We start from the raw sequence: 21081 nt of genomic DNA on the forward strand, positions 1-21081 counted from the left end.
TAAAAAGTAGTGGTTGATTATGGATAAATAAAGTTGTTATACCCGTTTTATCGCGGGAAATATGCATTTTTTTGATCTGTGCCCGGTATCTGCCGGGCAGATGATAATCAGCGAACCTGGATATGAGCATTGCCAGCCGGGTAAGCGAAAAAATATTTCAGGATCAGATTCAGTGAAATGCCGTAAGCTGGTAGAAAAAAGATCAAGCATATTAATAGCTTAAAACAGTAATCCACTAACCCAATCTCGACCCAGTTAGCGGCCATGAAGGCATCGGTACTGCGGTAGAAAGCGATAAAGAAGAAGGCCAGAGTATCAAGCAGATTGCCAAAGAACATCGCGACGGCGGGCGCGATCCACCAGTTACGTTTTTGGCGCAAGCGGTTAAAGACGTATACATCCAGTATTTGCCCAAGTGAATAGGCCATAAAGCTGGCACAAGCGATACGGGCAACAAATAGATTGAATTCAGACAGCGCTGTAAACTTTTGCCATATTCCCTGGAAGAAGAGAGTTGAAATAATATAAGTGATCAGTAGTGCAGGGATCATAACAGTAGTAATGATTTGCCTTGCCAGTGGTGCGCCGTAGATACGGACAGTCAAATCTGTTGTAAGAAAGATAAATGGGAAAGTAAAAGCTCCCCAGGTGGTATGAAAACCAAAAATAGAGACAGGTAATTGCACCAGATAATTACTGGAGATGATAATCAGGATATGGAATAACGAAAGCCAAATCAAAGCAGTCGTTCGCTGCCGCGTAGTTGTAGTTAATAAAAGCATATTGTACCTTTTTGGATAATGGGGTGAGGGAACCCAATGAAATAGCTGCCGCTTTAGCTGGCGGCGCTTCGTATGATACGTCTGTTGCCTGAAAAATCAAAATGTCTGCCTGTAAAGTTAATTTTTGATAGCGTTTTTATAATATAATCCACCGTCATAAATTGCCTGAAATTACAGAGATAGTTATGCCAGATGTTTTTGCCAATCCAGATAAGACTCTTGATACACAAGGACTTCGTTGTCCTGAACCTGTGATGATGGTACGGAAAACCGTACGTCATATGGAAGCAGGGCAGATGTTATTAATTCTTGCTGATGATCCGGCAACCACGCGTGATATTCCCGGTTTCTGCCGTTTTATGGAGCATCAGCTTGTTGCGCAAGAAACGGAACAGACACCTTATCGCTATCTGGTGCGGAAAAAAGAGAGTCAACTCTGAACATACCTATAGATGATGTAAAAGGGGATTTCTATTGTGTGGATCGTATAGACAACACCAAAACAAATGCGCTCTTGAGGGATTAGGCCTCATGACGGGATATTGATATGGGTCGACCTTTTGGAATACGACCCATATCCTCAATTGGTATTACAGTGATCACTGGCGGTAATAGCTAAACAGTTTTTGTCATTTCACCTTAATTCTCAGTAGCCTGACCGCGTTTGCAGTCACAAGGGCGGTAGCGCCAGAGTCCGCCAGTACTGCCATCCACAGGCCAGTAATACCTAACAGACTGGTGACAAGGAGGATCCCTTTTAGCCCCAGTGCAATAGCAATGTTCTGACGGATATTATTGTGAGTGGCGCGAGAAAGGGCGATTATTTCCGACAAACCGGTCAGACGGTTGTGAGTCAATGCTGCATCTGCGGTTTCCAGCGCAACATCAGTACCACTTCCCATTGCCACACCGATACTGGAAGCTTTCATTGCAGGTGCGTCATTAATGCCGTCACCGACCATCATTGTGCTGTGATCTTTGTTCAGCGTCATAACAGCTTTGACTTTATCTTCCGGCATTAATCCAGCGCGGAAATCTATTCCTAACTGACCCGCAATTGCGGCCGCAGCACGCGGGTTATCACCTGTTAGCATTACTGATTTTATACCCTGATCTTGCAGTAAACGAATGGCATCTATTGCATCCTGACGCAATGTATCCTGCATAGCGATAAGGCCGGTAAATTGCCCATCATGCATCACGGCAACAACGGTTTTACCGTGATCTTCTAATTGAGCAATTTTCTGTTTCCAATGATCGGATAACGCGCTTTCTGGCAGTTTTCCGGGCGCACTGACTAGAATGCGTTTGCCGTCTAACTGACCTTCAACACCAATACCAGCGAGCGCCTTTCGATGATCAGCTTCAGTGACATTAATGCTTTTCCTTTCCGTATGTTGCAGGATAGCTTTGGCCAGTGGGTGATGGGAGCCACTTTCTACTGCGGAGGCCAGAGCTAATAGCTGAGATTCGTTGATATTTTCTACTGGTTGTACATCAGTGACTCGTGGTTTACCGGCTGTCAGTGTACCTGTCTTATCAAAGGCGATGGTTGTGATTCGGCCCAGTTGCTCCAGTGCTGCACCACCTTTAATCAGTGCACCCCGGCGGGTTGCAGCTGCAAGTGCTGAGGTGATTGCGGCTGGTGTGGAAATCACCAGAGCACAAGGGCAACCAATCAGTAGCAAAGTCAGGCCACGGTAAATCCAGGTTTCCCATGGCTGGCTGAATACAGTGGGTGGAATGATAATAACCAATGCAGAGAATAGCATAATTAGCGGCGTGTAAATCCGGCTGAAACGATCAATAAAGCGCTCAATCGGTGCGCGGCGTTCTTCTGCTTCTTCAATCATTTGCAGGATGCGGTCAATGGCGTTGTTACCCTGTTCGGACAGCACTTTCATCTGTGCTGAACGATCCACAGACAAACAACCCGCCGGGACTTTTTCACCCAGCATTCGTTCAACAGGAATGGATTCACCGGTCAGAGCACTTTCATCAAAGCTGGCGAATGAACTGAGTAATTCAGCATCAGTCGGTAAACGTCCACCTGGTGCAACCTCAATAATATCTCCGGGGCGTAGATCTGCGACCGGGACAGTTTTTTTCTCACCATTTTTTACCAACAGCGCTTCTTCCGGGACCAATGCCATCAATGCACTTACCCCCCGACGTGCACGGCCAGCGGCGTAGGATTCCAGCATTTCACCAAGCATAAACAGCAGCAGAACCATTGCCGCTTCGGCGGTGGCATCAATAAATAGCGCACCGATTGCTGCAACGCTCATCAGTGTTTCAATAGCGAATGGTGTGCCTGACCGTATTAGCCGCCACGCTTTGCTGGCAATAGGCACCAATCCAATTACGGTGGTGATAATAAAAGCAATGCGGCCAAGTGGAGCGTTAACATTAGAGATTCCCCAGCTTGTCAGCATCATAAGTGAAAGAATGATGATCGGTGCAAATTCTTTCCAGCGACGGCTTTTTGGCACCTTCTGATTTGAATCTGGGTTGTGTAGGTCAAATCCAGCCTGATTAACGGCTTGGATAACGGCCGAACGTATATCTGTATCGGCATCCACGACCAGTTTTTCAGTTGCAAATAGCACTTTGGCTTGCTTCACTTCTGGAATTTTACTGACTGCCGTTTCAATTTTGCGCGCACAGCTTGGGCAATCCATGCCATTAACAATCCAACTAAAACGCTGGTTTGCTAAAAGCTCAGGCGCTTGTGTCTCTTGTGTATTGTGAGAATGGCTGTGTTCATGTGAACAGGCTTCACCATGTTCGTGATTATGTGAATGCTCACTAACGGTTTTTGCCTGATCTGTGTAGGCAGTAGAACCACAACAGCTTCCATGCTGGTGGCTATGTTGGTGAGTGTTATTTTTGTTTGAGTGCATGGGCTCCCCTTAGCAGAGTCAACTCAACGATAATGACTGAACTCTACACTTTGGAGCCCACTCCAGAGTCAAACAAAAAAGAGAAAATAAGTTGGTAAATGGTGCGACTGAGTGTTGATACTGATTTTCATCTGCAAGATCGGTTTCATGATGCAAAGTTCTTTGGTGAGTGTATCTTGGTGTTGAGAAAGGTAAGTGCAGTTATTAGTCGAATCCGCCGACTTATTTTTTATTGTGTGAATAAATAAATTTCTGTGAGTTTTTTAATGAAATTAATTAGCATCCTTATTTTGGGAGGGGCAAAATGATTAGCACCGCTTCTAGCTAATTATATATCAATAATTATTATATCTTATGCCGTGGAAGATTATTCCTAAGGTATAGTACCAACATATAAAATCGAGGGCTGTTTATGGTTATAGAAAAATCTGACCTTTTCATTGTGTCTGCCGATACGCCATTTGAATTGATTGGGTGGGTATGGTGAAATACTTAGCAAGAATAGAAGAATTGGAATTCACTCTCGTAAAATAAAAATAGAAACACAAGAAATACCTAAAAATGAAAGGTGTAATATATGTGGTCTTCAACCAAAATAATAATAACATATTCTGTTATTTTTAATTCTTTGAGGATGCTCATTGGCGCTACTTCATCGATTTATCTTTTAAGCAAAGGCGTATCTCTTGTCGATCTTGGTTTAATGAAGACCATGCAGGCCAGCGTTTTTTTTATATTGGATATACCAACGTCTTATCTTGCTGACAGGATCAGCCGGAAATATGCGATATCTCTTTCTGTCTTCTTTGGTGGAGCTTGGCTTGTTTTAACGGGTGTTTCATCCCACTTATATGGTTTTTATCTGGCTGAATTTTTCAACGCGATCTCTTTGACGATAATAGGTGGAACATATAATTCATACTTGATTGATGTATATAAATCAGAAGGTGGTAAAGATACTCATCAAATACTGGGAATTAACGGTAAACATCATTATATGTCTATGTCTATGGCTATTGCTATTGCCGCTGCAATAGGTGATGTAGATTCACGATGGATATGGATTCTTGCCGGAACCGGTAGTTTTATATTGATGTTTTTTTCCTTTTTGCTTCCTGAATCAAAGGTTAAATCAGTAAATGGGAAAAAATCAGGGTTAATAAATGATATAAAAGAAATATATTCTCTTTTAATTAAAGGAAGTAAAGATTTCTTATTCGTGTTTTTCGCTGTTGTTTCAAATATAGTGTACTTTCAAATATTACTTCAGTATTGGCAACCTTATGCTTTTTATGGGTTTTCTGGTGGAGTTAACGACTCCTTGTCATATGGAGTATTATTTGTTTTTATTCTTATGGCTCAATCTGTCGCAGGATGGATCATTAGTAAAATCAGTGATAATAAGAAACTGATTTGGTTTGGCTTCCTTTTGATGTTTATTTCCACCGGAATATGCCTGTTAGGAAGGGAACGTTATCCATATTTAATACCTGTGGCTTTAATTTTTATGTTTGGTAGTAATCAATATCTAACAATGGGGCTGAGAGCTGTTTATCACGACTATTTTGATGCCAGTTTGAGGTCAACATTTGACTCTTTATTATCGACATTTTCTCGTTTAATCGTTTTGATACTTTTTCCGGTGGTTGCATATCTTACGGAAACTTTTGGATGGCAAATAATGTCATATTCACTCATTATCTTGTCTTCGATAGTTATTTCTTTTTATGTGTTTAGCCTGAAATTATCGTTCAGGCAAACACACTAAGGATCTCTTCCAACGCAGAGTAAGATAAGCGGGCGGCTATGAATGAACGGTGGCATCTATGCTTATTCGTTTTCGCCAGTTTGCCTGTGACTACAAGTGAGCATTTCCCGCTAATTGGTTTATTTTTTTTGCTGTTTTTTCTGCATTGACAGCAGTTCAAAAACACCAAAAAAGAAAATTTTGGTTTGCATCAGGCCAGAGAGTTTTTGGTCTTTGGGTTGACCGGCTTTCAGAAGCAACATCTGAAATGCGTGCATTACCACCATGAAAATCATGGCGACATCGATAAAATACTTCAACGGTTTAGGAAATGGATTAATTAAGTTAAATATCAAAAATCCCCAAACACAGACCATTAGCAGTTTGCCCAGTTGAATAAACATCAGTGTGTACTCCAAGATAATAATTATGCGGGTAAGTAGCGGATATAAAGCCGATATGCCACTTGCCCGGCAATTTTTTCGCGATGAAGTTGCCAGTTAACAGGCACATCAGTCGCCGCTGATTCAGATTCAGCCTCAACATAAATCCAGCTTTCATCTGCCAGCCAATGCCGTTCTTCCAACAATTTTATTGTTTCGGCAAGCATTCCTTTACGGAAAGGTGGATCAAGGAAAACGACATTATAGGGTGTTCCCAGTTGAGATAAATAGCTTGACGCACTGTCGTTAATAACTTTGGCATTTTGAGCGCCGAGCAGAGCCAGATTAGCGGAAAGTTGTTTTGCTACATTACGTTCATATTCGATAAGTGTAGTTTGTACTGCATAACGGGAAAGTGCCTCTAATCCAAGCGCTCCGCTTCCTGCATAGCAATCCAGGCAGCGTGCTTCCTGAATAACTGGAGCCAGCCAATTAAACAGGGTTTCTCTGACGCGATCGGTGGTTGGACGTAACCCGGGGCTGTCCGGTACAGGCAATTTCCGGCCTCGCCATTTTCCACCAATAATGCGGATTTGTCCTATAGATTGCCGTTGTGGTTTTTTTGCCATATTTTACATAACTTAATAATTAGTCATCAGATAGTGCTGCATAACCGAGACATATTTTTGAAAATGTCAGATAAAGGAAATACGCGTTAAGACTTACTGGCATTAATTTACCATGAAATACATGATTGATATGTATTGCGTTACTACGAAAATGTTAGACTGCATCTAATTTCGTTATTATTCACTGTTATAACGCCATGATTTAACCTTGAGGAGTGTAGTGGCTAATGGCAAAAGAGAAAAAAAGAGGCTTTTTTTCCTGGTTCGGGCGTGGCCGTCAGGAAGAACAGCAAAAAGAAGAACAATTGGCAGCAGAGCAGACGGAACAACAACGTCTTGCTGAGGAAACTGCAAAATTGGCGGTGGAGCAAGCAGAACAACAACGCCTTGTTGAAGAAGCAGCAAGATTGGCCGCGGAGCAGGCAGAGCAACAGCGCCTTGCTGAAGAGTCGGCAAGATTAGCCGCAGAGCAGGCGGAACAACAACGCTTTGTTAAAGAAGCAGCAAGATTGGCCGTGGAACAGGCAGAGCAACAGCGCCTTGCCGAAGAGTCGGCAAGATTAGCCGCAGAGCAAGCGGAACAACAACGCCTTGTTGAAGAAGCTGCAAGATTAGTCGCAGAGCAGGCAGAGCAACAGCGCCTTGCCGAAGAGTCGGCAAGATTAGCCGCAGAGCAAGCGGAACAACAACGCCTTGTTGAAGAAGCAGCAAGATTAGCCGCAGAGCAGGCAGAACAGCAACGTCTTGTTGAAGAAACCGAAAGATTAGCTGCACAACAGGTACAAGCTGAACAGTCAAAACCAGCTATATCAAAAGAACAAGAGCGTCCCACTAAAGAGGGCTTTTTTACTCGTTTGAAACGCAGTTTGGTTAAAACTCGTCAGAATCTGGGTTCCGGCTTTCTTCGCCTGTTCAGTGGTAAAAAGATCGATGATGATCTGTTTGATGAATTGGAAGAGCAGCTATTGATTGCGGATGTTGGGGTTGATACTACCCGCAAAATCATTGGCAGCTTGATGGATCATGCCAGCCGTAAAGAGTTAAAAGATGCGGAAGCATTGTATGCCAAATTGAAAGAAGAGATGTCTGGCATTCTGGCTAAAGTTGATAAGCCGCTGGATATCGAAGGAAAAACACCGTATGTCATTCTCATGGTTGGTGTTAATGGTGTTGGTAAAACGACAACAATTGGCAAGTTGGCACGTCAGTTCCAGGCGCAAGGTAAATCGGTCATGTTGGCGGCCGGGGATACTTTCCGTGCAGCTGCGGTTGAACAGTTACAAGTGTGGGGGGATCGCAACCATATTTCGGTGGTGGCGCAGCATACTGGTGCTGATCCCGCTTCCGTGATTTTCGATGCTATTCAATCAGCTAAAGCTAAAGGTGTAGATGTACTGATTGCAGATACCGCCGGTCGTTTGCAAAATAAATCTCACCTAATGGAAGAGTTGAAGAAAATTGTCCGGGTGATGAAAAAACTGGATGAAGATGCACCACATGAAATTATGCTGACATTAGATGCCAGCACCGGCCAGAATGCGATAAGTCAGGCTAAATTGTTCCATGAAGCTGTTGGGTTGACAGGTATCTCACTGACAAAACTGGATGGGACTGCCAAAGGTGGGGTGATTTTCGCCATTGCGGATCAATTTGAAATTCCTATTCGTTATATTGGTGTCGGTGAAGGAATTGAAGATCTGCGACCATTTAAGGCAGATGATTTTATAGAGGCACTTTTTGCCCGAGAGGATTAATTACCATGATTCGCTTTGAACAGGTCAGTAAAGCTTATCTGGGGGGACGGCAAGCCCTGCAAGGGGTGAATTTTCATTTGCGCCCTGCGGAAATGGCATTTCTAATTGGTCACTCAGGGGCAGGTAAAAGTACCTTGCTGAAACTCATCTGTGGCATTGAGCGACCTAGCGCCGGACATATCTGGTTTTCAGGCCATGATATCAGCCGGTTAAAGAGTCGTGAGGTGCCTTTCCTGCGTCGCCAGATTGGTATGATTTTCCAGGATCACCATTTGCTGTTGGATAGGACGGTATACGATAACGTGGCAATGCCACTGATTATTTCAGGTGCGAGTTCTGAAGATATCCGTCGCCGGGCTTCTGCGGCATTGGATAAAGTGGGTCTGCTGGACAAAGCGAAAAATTTTCCGATTCAGCTTTCGGGGGGTGAACAGCAACGTGTCGGTATTGCCCGGGCAGTTGTGAATAAGCCAACTGTTTTGTTGGCGGATGAACCGACCGGTAACCTTGATGGTGAATTGTCAGAGGGCATTTTACGGTTGTTTGAAGAGTTTAACCGGGTAGGCGTGACGGTGCTGATGGCAACCCATGATATGGCACTGATTGAACGACGGAAATATCGTATTCTGACTCTGAGCCAGGGCCGTATGGCGGGAGAGCATCATGGTTAAAAATGTGCGTAAGGCCGCGGGGAAAGTAACAAGATCGAAAAGTAAAGCGCTGCAAGGGGGATGGCGTGAACAGTGGCGCCATGCCTGGATGAATGCGCTGACAGATATGTTGCGTCAGCCACTGGCAACTCTGCTGACGATTATGGTTATTGCAATATCTCTGACATTACCAAGCGTTTGTTATATTGTCTGGAAGAATGTCAGCCAGGCTGCGGAAAAATGGTATCCCACCCCTCAATTGACGGTGTATCTCGATAAATCACTGGATGATAACAGCGCTGAAAAATTAATAAGCGAACTGAAAGCACTTGATGGTGTGGATAATGTTAACTATCTCTCGCGTCAGGAAGCGATGACAGAGTTCCGCACTTGGTCTGGTTTTGGCGGTGCGCTGGATATGCTGGAAGAGAATCCACTACCCGCCGTCGCTATCATTACGCCGAAAATTGATTTTCAGGGCTCACAGACGTTGACTACGTTGCGTGACCGGGTTTCTCAGGTCAAAGGTATTGAAGAAGTTCGAATGGATGATAGCTGGTTTGCCCGTTTGGCGGCGTTGACGGGGCTTGTTGGTCAGATTGCGGCAGTGATTGGTATTCTGATGGTCATGGCGTTGTTTTTGGTCATCGGTAATAGCGTGCGTCTCAGTATTTTCAGCCATCGTGATACGATTAACGTGATGAAGCTGATTGGCGCGACTGATGGTTTTATTTTGCGTCCATTCCTCAATGGCGGCGCTTTGTTAGGGGGGCTTGGTGCGATGTTATCATTGATACTCTCTGCCCTATTGGTATGGAAGCTCTCTGATGTTGTTACACAGGTTGCCAGCGTGTTTGGTACGACGTTTAATTTACATGGGCTTTCATGGGATGAATCCCTGTTGCTAGTTTTGATCTCCGCAATGATTGGTTGGGTAGCTGCCTGGTTGGCGACAACTCAGCATTTGCACCACTTTACGCCAGAATAATTGAATTAATGTTTGTTATGGCGGGTACACATAAAGTTACTTGCATAAATATAAAACAATCTGTTATTTTTTGTTCCGTGATCCCACGGTGGATGTTATCTGTACTGAAATTATTACAGCCTCACGCATCTGTAACTTGAATATGCACATTCTGGTGATAGACTGTACCGCTGTATGTTGAGCATTGGTTTATAAACACTGATGTAATCTGTACTAACGACTTGAGCCCTAATTTGAGAGGATTTGAATGGCCAAAGAAATGCAAACCTTAGCGTTAGTTCCTCAAGGAAGTCTAGAGGGCTATATTCGTGCCTCTAATACCTACCCGATGCTGACAGCGGAGGAAGAGAAGGAACTGGCTGAAAGGCTGCATTACCAGGGAGATCTGGATGCAGCTAAGAAGCTGATTCTGTCTCATCTGCGCTTCGTTGTTCATGTCGCTCGCAGTTATGCTGGTTATGGCCTGCCCCAGGCGGATTTAATTCAGGAAGGGAACATTGGCTTGATGAAAGCAGTACGTCGTTTCAACCCGGAAGTGGGGGTGCGTCTGGTTTCTTTTGCTGTTCACTGGATTAAAGCTGAAATCCACGAATATGTACTGCGTAATTGGCGTATTGTTAAAGTTGCGACAACTAAAGCACAGCGCAAGCTGTTCTTTAATCTGCGTAAAACTAAACAGCGTTTAGGTTGGTTTAATCAGGACGAAGTGGAAATGGTCGCCAAAGAACTTGGTGTGACCAGTAAAGATGTGCGTGAGATGGAATCTCGTATGTCAGCGCAGGATATGGCGTTTGATATGTCTGGTGATGATGATAGTCAGGAAGGCTTGCCGGTTGCCCCAGTTCTGTATCTTCAGGATAAAGCTTCTGATTTTGCAGACGGCATTGAAGAGGATAACTGGGAAAACCATGCCGCTGATAAATTATCGGTAGCGATAGAAGGCTTAGATGAGCGCAGTCAGGATATTATCCGTTGCCGCTGGTTGGATGATGATAACAAATCTACCCTGCAAGAGCTGGCTGATAGATATGGTGTTTCTGCGGAGCGTGTACGTCAGCTTGAAAAGAATGCCATGAAAAAACTGCGTGTAGCAATTGAAGCATAAATAAAGTGATTTTGCGTTAACGCATTCACAATGAAAATGAATAAGTAAAAAGGGCGATAATGATTTATCGCCCTTTTTGTTCCTTCTTTCAGCGTTTTCAACCAAGCTAATCCGATGAAAATTGTTATTGCACCTGATTCATTTAAAGAGAGCCTTAGTGCCTTGCAGGTTGCTGAAGCGATAGAACAGGGATTTCGTGAAATTTATCCACGAGCTGAATACATTAAACTGCCGATGTCTGATGGTGGTGAAGGTACGGTTGAATCAATGGTGGCAGCCAGCGATGGGCAAATTATCCACTTGCCGGTTACCGGCCCGTTAAATCAGCCAGTGGATAGTTTTTTTGGCGTGCTGGGTGATGGAAAAACTGTTGTTATTGAAATGGCGGCGGCTTCTGGCTTACATCTGGTTCCGATGGAAAAGCGTAATCCGCTGATAACCACGACGTATGGTACTGGAGAGCTGATACTGTCTGCTTTAGATAAAGGTGTCAGTAAGATAATCCTCGGTATCGGTGGTAGTGCGACTAATGATGGTGGTGCCGGTATGATGCAGGCACTGGGTGCTCGTCTGCTTGATGATTGTGGTGAAGCGCTGAAGGCTGGCGGGGCCGCCTTAAGTCAGCTCGCTGAAATCGATCTCTCTGGTTTGGATCCTCGTTTGAGTCAGACTGAGATTATCGTTGCCTGTGATGTGACTAACCCGTTATGTGGTGAGTTTGGCGCATCTGCCATTTTCGGGCCTCAAAAAGGGGCGACCCCAGAGATGGTGAAAGCATTGGATGCTGCTTTGCGTCATTACGGTGAAAAAATTGAATTCCTGACAAAAGTGAAGGTTATGGATGTACCTGGTACGGGAGCCGCAGGTGGTATGGGGGCTCCTTTACTTGGTTGGCTTAAAGCGAAATTAAAACCGGGAATTGATATTGTTATCTCCACGTTGGAATTGGAGAAAGTGGTACAAGGTGCTGATTTGGTTATTACTGGGGAAGGCCGGATGGATAGCCAGACGGTTTACGGTAAAACACCAATCGGCGTTGCTCGTATCGCCAAAAAGTATGCTATTCCAACCATTGCATTGGTTGGTGGTATGAGTCAGGACTATAACGTCGTTCATGAGCATGGATTGGATGCTGTTTTCTCAATTATGCCCGGCGTTTGTTCTCTTTCTGATGCTCTTGCTTGCGGGCATCAGAATTTGCGGGTGACAGCCCGCAATGTGGCTGCCGTCTGGAAGATGAGTCAGCCCAAGTAATAGTTTGAAGTGGTGTCATAACGAAAACCACAGGCATTCATAAAACCTTTTAACGCCGGTTCGTTGGCATCTGGGAAACTCGCGAGACTGAGCTTCCACTGTTTAACCGCAGGATGCCGGGCCTTTAATTCATTTACCAGATATAAACCCACCCCCCGACGACGTGTTATTTCGCGAACACATAAATCTTCAAGCAAGCCGGATTGATGACTGAAAGTGATTTTTACTGCGGCCAATAATCTGTCATTGAAACGGGCGGCGAACAGTTTATTGCCGTTTTTTAGATGGATTTGCCATTGTTCTGGCGTTTGCTGAGGCCAGATCTTCCCCAAATCAACCATATCTTGTGCTGATAAAACAGTCAGTTGTTCAATAGTTAACTTCATGGTTTTTCCATATCCATTGTCGATGAATAAACAGTCAGAATGTTGTGTGACCATTTTTATACGTTACTGGAAAAAATGTTTTTAACGCGATCGATCTTTCGAGTTAAAGATTGCTTTACTAAGATTTAACCAGAATATCACACCATGATTAGTCTAAATTACACCCCTTTCTGGCGGTATTTTATTCTGTATTTGATGCTTTTTGCTGCCTTTGCAATTTGATTTTAAGCATGAAATGCTATTTTAATAACATGAAAAATAAAATCATATCAATAAAAATCACTTTATCTAATCATTAATCACAAACGGTCATGATTTCCAGCCAGATAATGAAAGACCTTAAAGGCAAATACAATCAGCAGGCCAATAACAATACGGGGATAAATAAATGAAAATCGTAACAGGTAAAGCATTATTAACCGGTTGTATTGCCATGGTGATGAGTTATTCACTGTGGGCAAAGGAGATTAAAGTAGCGATTGTGGGGGCGATGTCTGGCCCGGTTGCTCAGTATGGAGATATGGAATTTACTGGTGCACGTCAGGCGATTGCGGATATTAATGCCAAAGGTGGTATTAATGGCGATAAGCTGGTGGGTGTTGAATATGATGATGCCTGTGATCCAAAACAGGCTGTTGCAGTTGCTAACAAAGTGATTAATGACAACATTCGTTATGTTATCGGTCATCTTTGCTCTTCATCGACTCAGCCAGCATCTGATATCTATGAAGATGAAGGTGTCATTATGATTACACCTGCGGCAACTAATGCTGATCTGACAACTCGTGGCTACCAAATGATTCTGCGTACCACTGGGCTGGATTCTGATCAGGGCCCAACGGCAGCGCAATATATTGTTGAAAAGATCAAACCTCAACGGTTGGCAATTGTTCACGATAAACAGCAATATGGTGAAGGCTTGGCACGTTCCGTTCTCGATAAACTGAAAAAAATGGGTGTCAATACGGTATTGTTTGAAGGTGTTACTGCCGGTGATAAAGATTTCTCAGCACTGGTTGCCCGTCTGAAAAAAGAAAATGTGGATTTTGTCTATTTCGGCGGTTACTACCCTGAAATGGGACAAATTCTGCGTCAGGCTAAACAAGCGGGTTTGAATATCCATTTTATGGGACCGGAAGGTGTCGGTAACTCTTCGTTGTCTAATATTGCCGGTGCTGCTTCTGAAGGAATGTTGGTAACACTGCCTAAACGATACGATCAAGTTCCGGCAAACAAAGCTATCGTTGATGCAATCAAAACTAAGAAAGAAGATCCAACGGGCCCATTCGTCTGGACAACCTATGCCGCCCTGCAATCTCTGACAACGGCAATGAACCGTACCGGCAGTATGGAGCCTGCTGATTTGGTGAAAGACCTGAAAACTAATCCGGTCGATACCGTGATGGGAACACTGAACTGGAATCAGGCTGGTGACCTGAAAGGGTTCGAGTTCGGCATTTTTGAATGGCATGCAGACGGTTCTTCTACATCTGTGAAGTAAAGCCATCCGAATAGCCGTCAGCCCCTGCTTGACAGGGGCTGCTATTCCAGAGGTACAAGATATGTCAGAGCAATTTCTCTATTTTTTACAGCAGATGTTAAACGGGGTTACCTTGGGTAGCACTTATGCCTTGATTGCCATTGGCTATACGATGGTTTACGGCATTATCGGGATGATTAACTTTGCTCATGGTGAAGTTTATATGATTGGCAGCTATGTCTCCTTTATTGTGATTGCTGCTCTGATGATGATGGGAATTGATCTGGGCTGGTTGCTGATTACTGCTGCTTTTTTAACATCAATTGTGATTGCCAGCGCTTATGGCTGGAGTATTGAGCGGGTGGCTTACAAACCCGTTCGCCATTCCAAACGCCTGATTGCGCTGATTTCTGCAATTGGGATGTCTATTTTCCTGCAAAATTATGTCAGCTTGTCACAAGGTTCCCGCGATCTGGCATTGCCAAGTCTGATTACCGGGCAGTGGCTATTGGGTGAAAGCGATGGGTTTTCTGCCAGTATTACCGCAATGCAACTGACTATCTGGATAGTGACATTTCTTGCCATGTTGGTACTGACGATATTTATCCGTTATTCCCGTATGGGGCGTGCCTGTCGTGCCTGTGCGGAAGATCTGAAAATGACCAGTTTGCTGGGGATCAATACTGACAGAGTTATTTCTTTAACCTTTGTGATCGGCGCTGCAATGGCAGCGGTAGCGGGTGTTTTACTGGGGCAGTTTTACGGTGTGATAAATCCGTATATCGGTTTTATGGCCGGCATGAAAGCATTCACTGCGGCTGTATTGGGAGGCATTGGTAGCATTCCGGGGGCGATGATTGGCGGTTTGATCTTGGGCGTTTCTGAAGCCCTGACTTCTGCTTATTTGAGCACAGAATATAAAGATGCGGTCTCTTTTGCTCTGCTTATCGTTGTGCTGTTGTTTATGCCTACCGGAATTTTAGGTCGTCCAGAGGTAGAAAAAGTATGAAATATGCCAATTGGATTAATGCCATTATTGCTTCAGCCGCTTTATTTGTTCTGGCTGTTTTTATGATGGGGATGCAGTTGTCACTGGATGGTCCGAAGTTGGTTGTTTACCGTGCCGATGAAGTCCGATGGCTATGGATTGGCATCGGCTGTACGGTTGTTTTCCTGTTCCAGCTATTGCGTCCCGTTGTTCAGCAGACGATAAAGAAAGTGCCAGTAAAAAGCTGGGCGTTGCCGGATTTCGATGGTTCAAGTAAAGGACAAAAACTACTGGCAGCATTGATTATTGTTACCGCGATTGCCTGGCCATTTATTGTCTCCCGTGGCAGTGTCGATATCGCGACACTGACATTAATTTATGTCATGTTGGGGCTAGGGTTGAATATAGTCGTTGGTTTGTCAGGGTTGCTGGTGCTTGGATATGCAGGTTTTTATGCTATCGGCGCTTATACCTATGCCTTACTAAGCCACTATTACGGGTTAGGATTTTGGCAGAGCTTGCCGTTGGCGGGATTAACGGCTGCTTTATCGGGGCTGTTGTTAGGTTTTCCGGTATTGCGATTGCGAGGTGACTATCTGGCAATTGTCACACTCGGTTTTGGCGAGATTGTTCGCATTCTGCTATTGAATAATACCGAAATAACGGGTGGCCCGAATGGTATCAGCCAGATTCCAAAACCCACTTTCTTCGGGCTGGAATTTAACCGCAACGTGAAAGAGGGCGGTTGGGATACTTTCCATAACTTCTTTGGTCTGAAATACGATCCAAGTGATCGGGTTATTTTCCTCTATTTGGTCGTATTGTTGTTGGTGATACTGACCGTATTGATTATCAATCGGTTACTGCGTATGCCATTAGGCCGCGCGTGGGAAGCACTGCGTGAAGATGAGATTGCCTGTCGTTCTCTTGGGCTGAGTCCAACCCGTATTAAACTGGCTGCGTTTACTATCAGCGCTGCATTTGCCGGTTTTGCCGGAACCTTGTTTGCTGCCCGGCAGGGTTTCATCAGCCCAGAATCCTTCACTTTTGCTGAATCTGCTTTCGTGCTGGCGATTGTGGTACTGGGTGGAATGGGTTCTCAGACTGCGGTAATTCTCGCGGCCATTCTGTTGGTGGTTTCCCGTGAGATGATGCGTGATTTGAATGCCTATAGCATGCTGCTGCTGGGGGCCCTGATGGTGCTGATGATGGTTTGGCGTCCGCAAGGATTGCTACCGATGAAACGCCATAATGTTAAATTTAAACGGCAGGAAAGCCAACCTCAGGGAGGAGAATCGGCATGAATGCAACACCATTATTGCAGGTTTCCGATCTGACCATGCTCTTCGGTGGTTTGCTGGCGGTTAACAATGTTGCCCTGATATTAAATCAAAGCGAAATTGTCTCTCTTATTGGGCCTAATGGTGCAGGGAAAACCACGATCTTTAATTGCCTGACAGGATTTTACCGTCCGACCTGCGGCACAATAAAATTGCGGGAAAAACATCTGGAAGGGTTATCTGGGCAGGCTATTGCCCGTATGGGCGTTGTCAGAACATTTCAGCATGTGCGATTGTTCCGTGAGATGACGGTGATTGAAAATCTATTAGTAGCGCAGCATCAGCATTTGAAAAGTGGTTTTTTTTCCGGGCTTTTCAAAATGCCGGCATTCCGCCGTGCGGAATCTGAGGCTGTAGATCGAGCGGTCATTTGGCTGGAGCGGATTGGCTTGTTACCACTGGCAAACAGACAGGCGGGTAATTTGGCCTATGGTCAACAACGCCGTCTGGAGATTGCTCGCTGCATGGTAACACGCCCGGAAGTTTTGATGCTGGATGAGCCTGCTGCGGGCCTGAACCCGAAAGAGACAGCAGAGCTTAATGTCTTAATTGCTGGACTGAGAAAACATCATCAGGTTTCTGTGTTGCTGATTGAGCACGATATGAAACTGGTGATGGGGATTTCTGATCGTATTTATGTGGTTAATCAGGGAACACCTTTGGCGCAAGGGCGACCGGAAGAAATTCGCAACAACCCGGACGTTATTCGGGCATATTTGGGAGAGGTGTATTAATGATGTTGGAATTCAAACAGGTATCTGCCCACTATGGCGAAATTCAGGCGCTGCATCAGGTGAGTCTGAATATTCAACGGGGAGAAATTGTCACTTTGATAGGTGCAAACGGCGCAGGAAAAACGACGCTGCTCAATACGTTATGTAATGAACCCAGAGCGACTGAGGGCGCTATTATTTTTCGTGGCAAAGATATCACACAATGGCCGACCGCACGTATTATGCGTGAGGCCATTGCGATTGTTCCTGAAGGGCGCAGAGTCTTTGCCCGTATGACAGTGGAAGAAAATTTGGCAATGGGCGGCTTTTTTGCTGACAAAACTCAGTATCAGCAGCGCATTGAACGGGTTTATGATTTATTTCCCCGGTTACAGGAAAGACGAGATCAGCGGGCTGGAACGATGTCCGGTGGTGAACAGCAAATGCTGGCAATAGGTCGCGCTTTGATGAGCCAGCCACAGTTATTATTGCTGGATGAACCTTCACTGGGATTGGCACCGATAATTATTATACAGATTTTCGATACCATTCAGCAGTTGCGGGAAGAAGGGATGACAATCTTTCTGGTTGAGCAGAATGCAAATCAGGCGTTAAAACTGGCTGACCGGGGATATGTCTTGGAAAACGGCAAGATCGTACTGGAAGACAGCAGTGCGGCGTTATTGGTTAATGAAGCCGTGAGGAGTGCGTATTTGGGAGGGTAATATCTTTCTCAGCCTAAAGGCGAGTGTTATGTGCATTGGTAAACAGTGCTGGAAAAGTTATTTCTCCCAAGGTGATGGTTCCATTAATAATGCCTTAAGCTTGATATTATCTGGAATTGGGGTAACTAGTGCGGCTATTGGTTAATAGGGCGTGCAGATTAGGTTAGACGCACGTATTAATAGAGGCTGTTTTGGAGATAAGTCAATTACTTTTGTATATCTATTTGATATACGTTGTAGTGTGGCTAATCATTATAGATAGGCTTATATTATTTGCGACCCATTAGTAACATTCTCTCCTGAAAATATGCTGTTAATACCTGAAAATGTAATGAAAAGTGGGGTGGAAGGCTCTTCTCTGTTTGAATTGAATATGATCTGATTTTTCTGTAAGAGAATGACTTTTCGACCAATAAATTATTTAATTCTTGGTTTAGATGTCAGTTAATTATTAAATAATATAGCCAGAAGAATCATTCTCTTTTGGCTTTAAAGTTAAAATTATTATTTTAGTATAATGATTATTTGTTGATTAATTTATTGGTTCTTTTGTTTTTCCATCTATTTATATATTTATGAATAAAGAAAGTTTTCAGCCAACGATTAAGGAGTAATACACCCAATATTAAAATAATAATACCAGACCATGAAATAGTATAATTAATTACCCAATTGATTAACAACAGGATAATGCTGATAATAATAAACCTCACTAAATGACGATAAAATTTTGCCTCCAATGCAACTTGTTGCTGAATTTCATCTCGCTTTTTATCAATGGATTTAGCTTGTTCTTGGGTGATTTTGTCGGTTTCTGGGGAATAGAGATCTGTCACTTTTATATTAAACGCGGATGCTATTGCGGCTAGCGTTTCTAAACTTGCTTTTTCGCCATTTTCCAGACGTTGTATGGTCCTGACACTTAAAGATGATAATTCAGCAAGTTGCTCCTGTGACCAGGCTCTGGATTGCCGTAATTCTTTAATTTGATATCCACTCATTTTCAATACCCTCTTTAGCATTCAAAAGTGAATCTATCATAAAAGAAGTATAACAACAGGAACACGACAGATACCAGACAGGAAACTGACACTTGGCTGCCAGATGCCTATTTAGCATCATGGGTGTTATCTCAATCATTACCTTCCTTATAAGCAGACATATATTCTCTTGGTGGTTGCCCGGTCATTTTCTTGAAAAAGATGATAAAGGCGCTGTCACTGGAAAATTCTAATTCATCAGCGACAAATGATAAATTACCCTGTTTCGCCAGTAATTCTATAGACTTGATCAAACGCCACTGTTGTCGCCATTGTTGATAACTGAGACCTGTTTCCCGGCGAAATATCCGGCTGATAGTTTTCTCACTGGCGCCGATATTCATTGCCAGTATTTTGAGCGGTGGTGGAAGTGTTGTCATAGGGATGCAGGCCAAACGACGATCGAAAGGGAGTGGTAATAATGTAGGTTCTCTTTTTGCCAGGCGAATTTCGTCAAGGCAAACTGCTAATAGGTTGGCAGCAGGCCCATGTAACCAGTCTGTGCTAAAAGATGACTGCGCTATTCGTTCCAATACTGCTCGTAGCAAAGGTGTCACGTCCAGTATTTCAATGTGTTCTGCCAGACACCCGATCTGATTGATATCCAGATAAATCGAGCGATATCCGACAGATTCTCTTATCTCTGCTCTATGAGAAATACCCGGTGGGATCCAGGCAACCCGGGTTGGTGGAAGTATGCATAAGTGATCTGCCAGGGTGATACTGATACACCCTTGCTGGGTAAATAATAATTGTCCCATCTCATGTTGATGAAATCCTGAATCATGCTGGCCTAGTTCAGCGGCGATCCCAACAACCGGTACTCCGAGGCTATCGGGATCAAAACTATCATCGCGGGAAAGCCATGCCATATTAATGTCCTATTTAATAAATAAATTGTCTTTATTATTATAATAAGACAATTGAGATCATGCTAACTTATGCTTATCGTCTAATTGAATCAGGCAAAATCACAATGCAACGTAAACTTGGGCTTATGTTGGCAACAGCGCTAATGATGTTTCCACAAATTGTAGAGACCATTTATAGCCCAGCATTAACCTATATTGCAAAGGGATTTAAGGTGAATGCTGAACAAGCAGCTCAAACTTTATCTTTATATTTTTTTGCTTTTGCTATTGGTGTGGTTATTTGGGGGCGCATGTGTGATCTCATAGGCAGACGTCCAGCGATATTGAGTGGGTTGCTGCTCTATAGTGGTGCTTCATTAATGGCATTATTCAGTAGCCAATTTGAGTTATTACTGGTTGCCAGAATGTTATCTGCATTTGGTGCCGCAGTCGGTTCGATAGGAACTCAAACAATGATGAGAGATTCTTATCAGGGGAGCGAATTAGCACAGGTGTTTTCCGTCATGGGCATAGCCTTAGCGGTAAGTCCGGCAGTTGGCATGATGAGTGGTGCTGTTTTGGTGTATTTAGGGGGATATAAAGTCGTCTTTTTCGGTTTGTCTCTGCTTGCGGTATTACTGTCAGGTTGGTCTGCCCTTTATTTGCCTGAAACCCGCCCGGCGACAGTGGTAATAACACCGCTCACAAGTACTTTAATTATGATGTTCAAGGATGTGGCAATTTGGCGTAATGCTCTGTTGATAGCACTCTTTAACTTATGTTTATTTAGCTATTATCAATTAGCTCCGTTCAATTTTGAACGGTTGGGATTCTCTTCTGAGATGTTGGGTTATACCGGGCTGCTTTTGGCGCTAGGGGCAGGTATCGGTGCTTGGTTAAATAACTTCTTGTTAAACAAAAAATGGCGTTCATCAAATGCAGTATTATTTGCTGCTATTATCCTCCTGATGGGAGGAGGAATGATAATGGCTCTGGAAGCCACTTGCTTTTTTATCCTGCCGATGATTTTGATTGTTGTGGCTTACGGAATCGCTATTCCCAATATCTTGGCTGCTGCGTTGATTGATTATACGGATAGATTGGGAACAGCAGGAGCATTGTTAGGTTTGCTGTATTATTTGATATTGGGAGGGGGATTGGTGTTAGCAGGCTGGAACCAACGTCTTGGTGTTGTCTTGGTATGCTGTGGTTGTTTTATTCTATTGTTGGCGGTAATTAATTATTTAATATTAATAAAATCAGAGAGTAATATATCAATTACGGAATAATATGATGTTGGAATAATTCTGGGTTATCGGCAATTAGTTGACAGGTTAATAATATCTGAAAATGACAGCAACAA

General features: G+C 43.8%; 20 protein-coding genes. 13 read left to right on the forward strand and 7 right to left on the reverse strand.

Annotation, left to right across the window (positions count from 1 at the left end; all coding sequences use genetic code 11):
* Window positions 1–107: 107 nt before the first annotated feature.
* Window positions 108–782, reverse strand: coding sequence for a 7-cyano-7-deazaguanine/7-aminomethyl-7-deazaguanine transporter (locus tag ACUN2T_RS03665; protein ID WP_445496303.1), 675 nt, complete (start codon window positions 780–782; stop codon window positions 108–110).
* Window positions 783–967: 185 nt separating this feature from the next.
* Between ACUN2T_RS03665 and tusA the strand changes: the two genes are divergently transcribed.
* The gene (gene tusA / locus ACUN2T_RS03670) at window positions 968–1222 is read left to right on the forward strand and encodes a sulfurtransferase TusA (protein ID WP_021324325.1); all 255 of its coding nucleotides are present in this window, start codon (window positions 968–970) and stop codon (window positions 1220–1222) included.
* 189 nt (window positions 1223–1411) lie between these two features.
* On the opposite strand, the gene ACUN2T_RS03675 is transcribed toward tusA, so the two are convergent.
* Window positions 1412–3685: a zinc/cadmium/mercury/lead-transporting ATPase gene (locus ACUN2T_RS03675; RefSeq protein WP_445496304.1), complete on the reverse strand. Its 2274-nt coding sequence runs from the start codon at window positions 3683–3685 to the stop codon at window positions 1412–1414.
* A gap of 577 nt (window positions 3686–4262) precedes the next feature.
* On the opposite strand from ACUN2T_RS03675, the gene ACUN2T_RS03680 reads away from it, so the two are divergent.
* Complete coding sequence (locus ACUN2T_RS03680) at window positions 4263–5453, forward strand: MFS transporter (protein ID WP_445496305.1); 1191 nt, start codon at window positions 4263–4265, stop codon at window positions 5451–5453.
* 119 nt (window positions 5454–5572) lie between these two features.
* Here ACUN2T_RS03680 and ACUN2T_RS03685 read toward each other — a convergent pair whose 3' ends face one another.
* Both ACUN2T_RS03685 and rsmD read right to left on the reverse strand, forming a co-directional pair.
* Window positions 5573–5836, reverse strand: coding sequence for a DUF1145 family protein (locus tag ACUN2T_RS03685; protein ID WP_445496306.1), 264 nt, complete (start codon window positions 5834–5836; stop codon window positions 5573–5575).
* A 23-nt stretch (window positions 5837–5859) separates the two neighbouring features.
* Window positions 5860–6444, reverse strand: a complete 585-nt coding sequence (gene rsmD, locus ACUN2T_RS03690; protein ID WP_445496307.1) for a 16S rRNA (guanine(966)-N(2))-methyltransferase — start codon at window positions 6442–6444, stop codon at window positions 5860–5862.
* A 227-nt stretch (window positions 6445–6671) separates the two neighbouring features.
* Between rsmD and ftsY the strand changes: the two genes are divergently transcribed.
* The 5 genes from ftsY (at window position 6672) to ACUN2T_RS03715 (ending at window position 12195) form a co-directional block, all read left to right on the forward strand.
* Complete coding sequence (gene ftsY, locus ACUN2T_RS03695) at window positions 6672–8198, forward strand: signal recognition particle-docking protein FtsY (protein WP_445496308.1); 1527 nt, start codon at window positions 6672–6674, stop codon at window positions 8196–8198.
* Window positions 8199–8203: 5 nt separating this feature from the next.
* Window positions 8204–8869 (forward strand): cell division ATP-binding protein FtsE, encoded by a 666-nt coding sequence (ftsE, locus tag ACUN2T_RS03700; protein ID WP_445496309.1) that lies wholly within the window; start codon window positions 8204–8206, stop codon window positions 8867–8869.
* Entirely contained in the window at window positions 8862–9836 is a 975-nt protein-coding gene (gene ftsX, locus ACUN2T_RS03705; protein ID WP_445496310.1) for a permease-like cell division protein FtsX, read from the forward strand. The genes ftsE and ftsX overlap by 8 nt, the downstream gene beginning before the upstream one ends.
* Before the next feature lie 247 nt (window positions 9837–10083).
* Window positions 10084–10941: an RNA polymerase sigma factor RpoH gene (gene rpoH / locus ACUN2T_RS03710; protein ID WP_445496311.1), complete on the forward strand. Its 858-nt coding sequence runs from the start codon at window positions 10084–10086 to the stop codon at window positions 10939–10941.
* Between the two features lie 114 nt (window positions 10942–11055).
* Entirely contained in the window at window positions 11056–12195 is a 1140-nt protein-coding gene (locus ACUN2T_RS03715; RefSeq protein WP_445496312.1) for a glycerate kinase, read from the forward strand.
* On the opposite strand, the gene panM is transcribed toward ACUN2T_RS03715, so the two are convergent.
* The gene (gene panM, locus ACUN2T_RS03720; protein ID WP_445496313.1) at window positions 12183–12581 is read right to left on the reverse strand and encodes an aspartate 1-decarboxylase autocleavage activator PanM; all 399 of its coding nucleotides are present in this window, start codon (window positions 12579–12581) and stop codon (window positions 12183–12185) included. The genes ACUN2T_RS03715 and panM overlap by 13 nt on opposite strands.
* Before the next feature lie 388 nt (window positions 12582–12969).
* On the opposite strand from panM, the gene ACUN2T_RS03725 reads away from it, so the two are divergent.
* The 5 genes from ACUN2T_RS03725 (at window position 12970) to livF (ending at window position 17827) form a co-directional block, all read left to right on the forward strand.
* Window positions 12970–14082 carry a branched-chain amino acid ABC transporter substrate-binding protein gene (locus tag ACUN2T_RS03725; protein WP_445496314.1) on the forward strand — a complete coding sequence of 371 codons (1113 nt, stop codon included), beginning with the start codon at window positions 12970–12972 and terminating at the stop codon, window positions 14080–14082.
* Between the two features lie 61 nt (window positions 14083–14143).
* Window positions 14144–15070, forward strand: coding sequence for a high-affinity branched-chain amino acid ABC transporter permease LivH (gene livH, locus ACUN2T_RS03730; RefSeq protein WP_445496315.1), 927 nt, complete (start codon window positions 14144–14146; stop codon window positions 15068–15070).
* A complete protein-coding gene (locus ACUN2T_RS03735) occupies window positions 15067–16353 on the forward strand; it encodes a high-affinity branched-chain amino acid ABC transporter permease LivM (RefSeq protein ID WP_445496316.1) in 1287 nt (428 codons plus the stop codon). Before livH ends, ACUN2T_RS03735 begins: the two co-directional genes overlap by 4 nt.
* Window positions 16350–17123 (forward strand): high-affinity branched-chain amino acid ABC transporter ATP-binding protein LivG, encoded by a 774-nt coding sequence (gene livG / locus ACUN2T_RS03740; RefSeq protein WP_445496317.1) that lies wholly within the window; start codon window positions 16350–16352, stop codon window positions 17121–17123. Before ACUN2T_RS03735 ends, livG begins: the two co-directional genes overlap by 4 nt.
* Before the next feature lie 2 nt (window positions 17124–17125).
* Window positions 17126–17827: a high-affinity branched-chain amino acid ABC transporter ATP-binding protein LivF gene (livF, locus tag ACUN2T_RS03745; protein ID WP_445497796.1), complete on the forward strand. Its 702-nt coding sequence runs from the start codon at window positions 17126–17128 to the stop codon at window positions 17825–17827.
* 521 nt (window positions 17828–18348) lie between these two features.
* On the opposite strand, the gene ACUN2T_RS03750 is transcribed toward livF, so the two are convergent.
* Together ACUN2T_RS03750 and ACUN2T_RS03755 are read right to left on the reverse strand one after the other, a co-directional pair.
* Window positions 18349–18828, reverse strand: coding sequence for a helix-turn-helix domain-containing protein (locus tag ACUN2T_RS03750; protein ID WP_445496318.1), 480 nt, complete (start codon window positions 18826–18828; stop codon window positions 18349–18351).
* 131 nt (window positions 18829–18959) lie between these two features.
* Window positions 18960–19739, reverse strand: coding sequence for an AraC family transcriptional regulator (locus tag ACUN2T_RS03755; RefSeq protein ID WP_445496319.1), 780 nt, complete (start codon window positions 19737–19739; stop codon window positions 18960–18962).
* 104 nt (window positions 19740–19843) lie between these two features.
* Here ACUN2T_RS03755 and ACUN2T_RS03760 point away from each other — a divergent pair, with 104 nt between their 5' ends.
* Window positions 19844–21007, forward strand: a complete 1164-nt coding sequence (locus ACUN2T_RS03760; protein WP_445496320.1) for an MFS transporter — start codon at window positions 19844–19846, stop codon at window positions 21005–21007.
* The last annotated feature ends 74 nt before the right edge of the window (window positions 21008–21081 follow it).

The sequence above is a fragment of the Photorhabdus machadonis genome (assembly GCF_052657765.1).